Origin of the sequence: Streptomyces milbemycinicus (assembly GCF_002154605.1) — a bacterium.
GTDB lineage: Bacteria > Actinomycetota > Actinomycetes > Streptomycetales > Streptomycetaceae > Streptomyces > Streptomyces milbemycinicus.
On the sequence record NZ_MUNE01001193.1, the window covers coordinates 1 to 919 of the forward strand.

General features: G+C 71.1%; 1 protein-coding gene. It reads left to right on the forward strand.

Features of this window, described 5'->3' with window-relative positions:
• Positions 1 to 95: 95 nt before the first annotated feature.
• A complete protein-coding gene (gene pcaH, locus CCN51_RS52020; protein ID WP_043491665.1) occupies positions 96 to 884 on the forward strand; it encodes a protocatechuate 3,4-dioxygenase subunit beta in 789 nt (262 codons plus the stop codon).
• The last annotated feature ends 35 nt before the right edge of the window (positions 885 to 919 follow it).

Below are 919 nucleotides of genomic sequence, written 5' to 3' on the forward strand. Positions count from 1 at the left end.
GCGGCGGGCTCCGGGGTGGGGCTGGCCACGTTGTGCATCGGGGTCGGGCAGGGCCTCGCGCTCGTACTCGAAAGGTAAAGGTAACGGTGGATCAGATGCCCGCCCGGATACCTCAGGCGCCCCTCACCCAGTCCGACATCGACGGCGAACTGACCGCGCTCCACGACGAATACGGCAAGGCCCGCGCCGACGGGGCGCCCGTCGCCCACCACCCGCCGCGCGACTTCCCGCCGTACCGCAGCAGCCTGCTGCGCCACCCCAGGCAGCCGCTCGTCACCGTCCAGGGCGACCCGGAGACCGTCGAACTGCACACGCCGGTCTTCGGCCACACCGACATCACCGCGACCGACAACGACCTCACCGTCCAGCACCAGGGCGAACCCCTCGGCGAGCGCATCACCGTCTCCGGGCGACTCCTCGACAGCCGGGGCCGCCCGGTGCGCGGACAGCTCATCGAGCTGTGGCAGGCCAACGCGTCCGGCCGCTACGCCCATCTGCGCGACCAGCACCCCGCCCCGCTCGACCCCAACTTCACCGGCGTCGGCCGCACCCTCACCGGCGACGACGGGAGCTACACCTTCACCACCATCAAGCCGGGCGCGTATCCGTGGCGCAACCACGTCAACGCATGGCGCCCCGCGCACCTCCACTTCTCCCTCTTCGGGACGGCGTTCACCCAGCGCCTGGTCACCCAGATGTACTTCCCCGGCGATCCGCTCTTCGCCTACGACCCGATCCTCCAGTCGGTCGCCGACGAACGGGCGCGGCAGCGGCTGGTCGCGACGTACGACCACGTGCTCTCCCAGCCCGAATGGTCGCTCGGCTACCGCTGGGACATCGTCCTGGACGGGCCGTCCGCCACCTGGATCGAGGAAGGCCGCTGATGCCCGCGCAGCCCACCCAGCACCCCCTCTTGTCC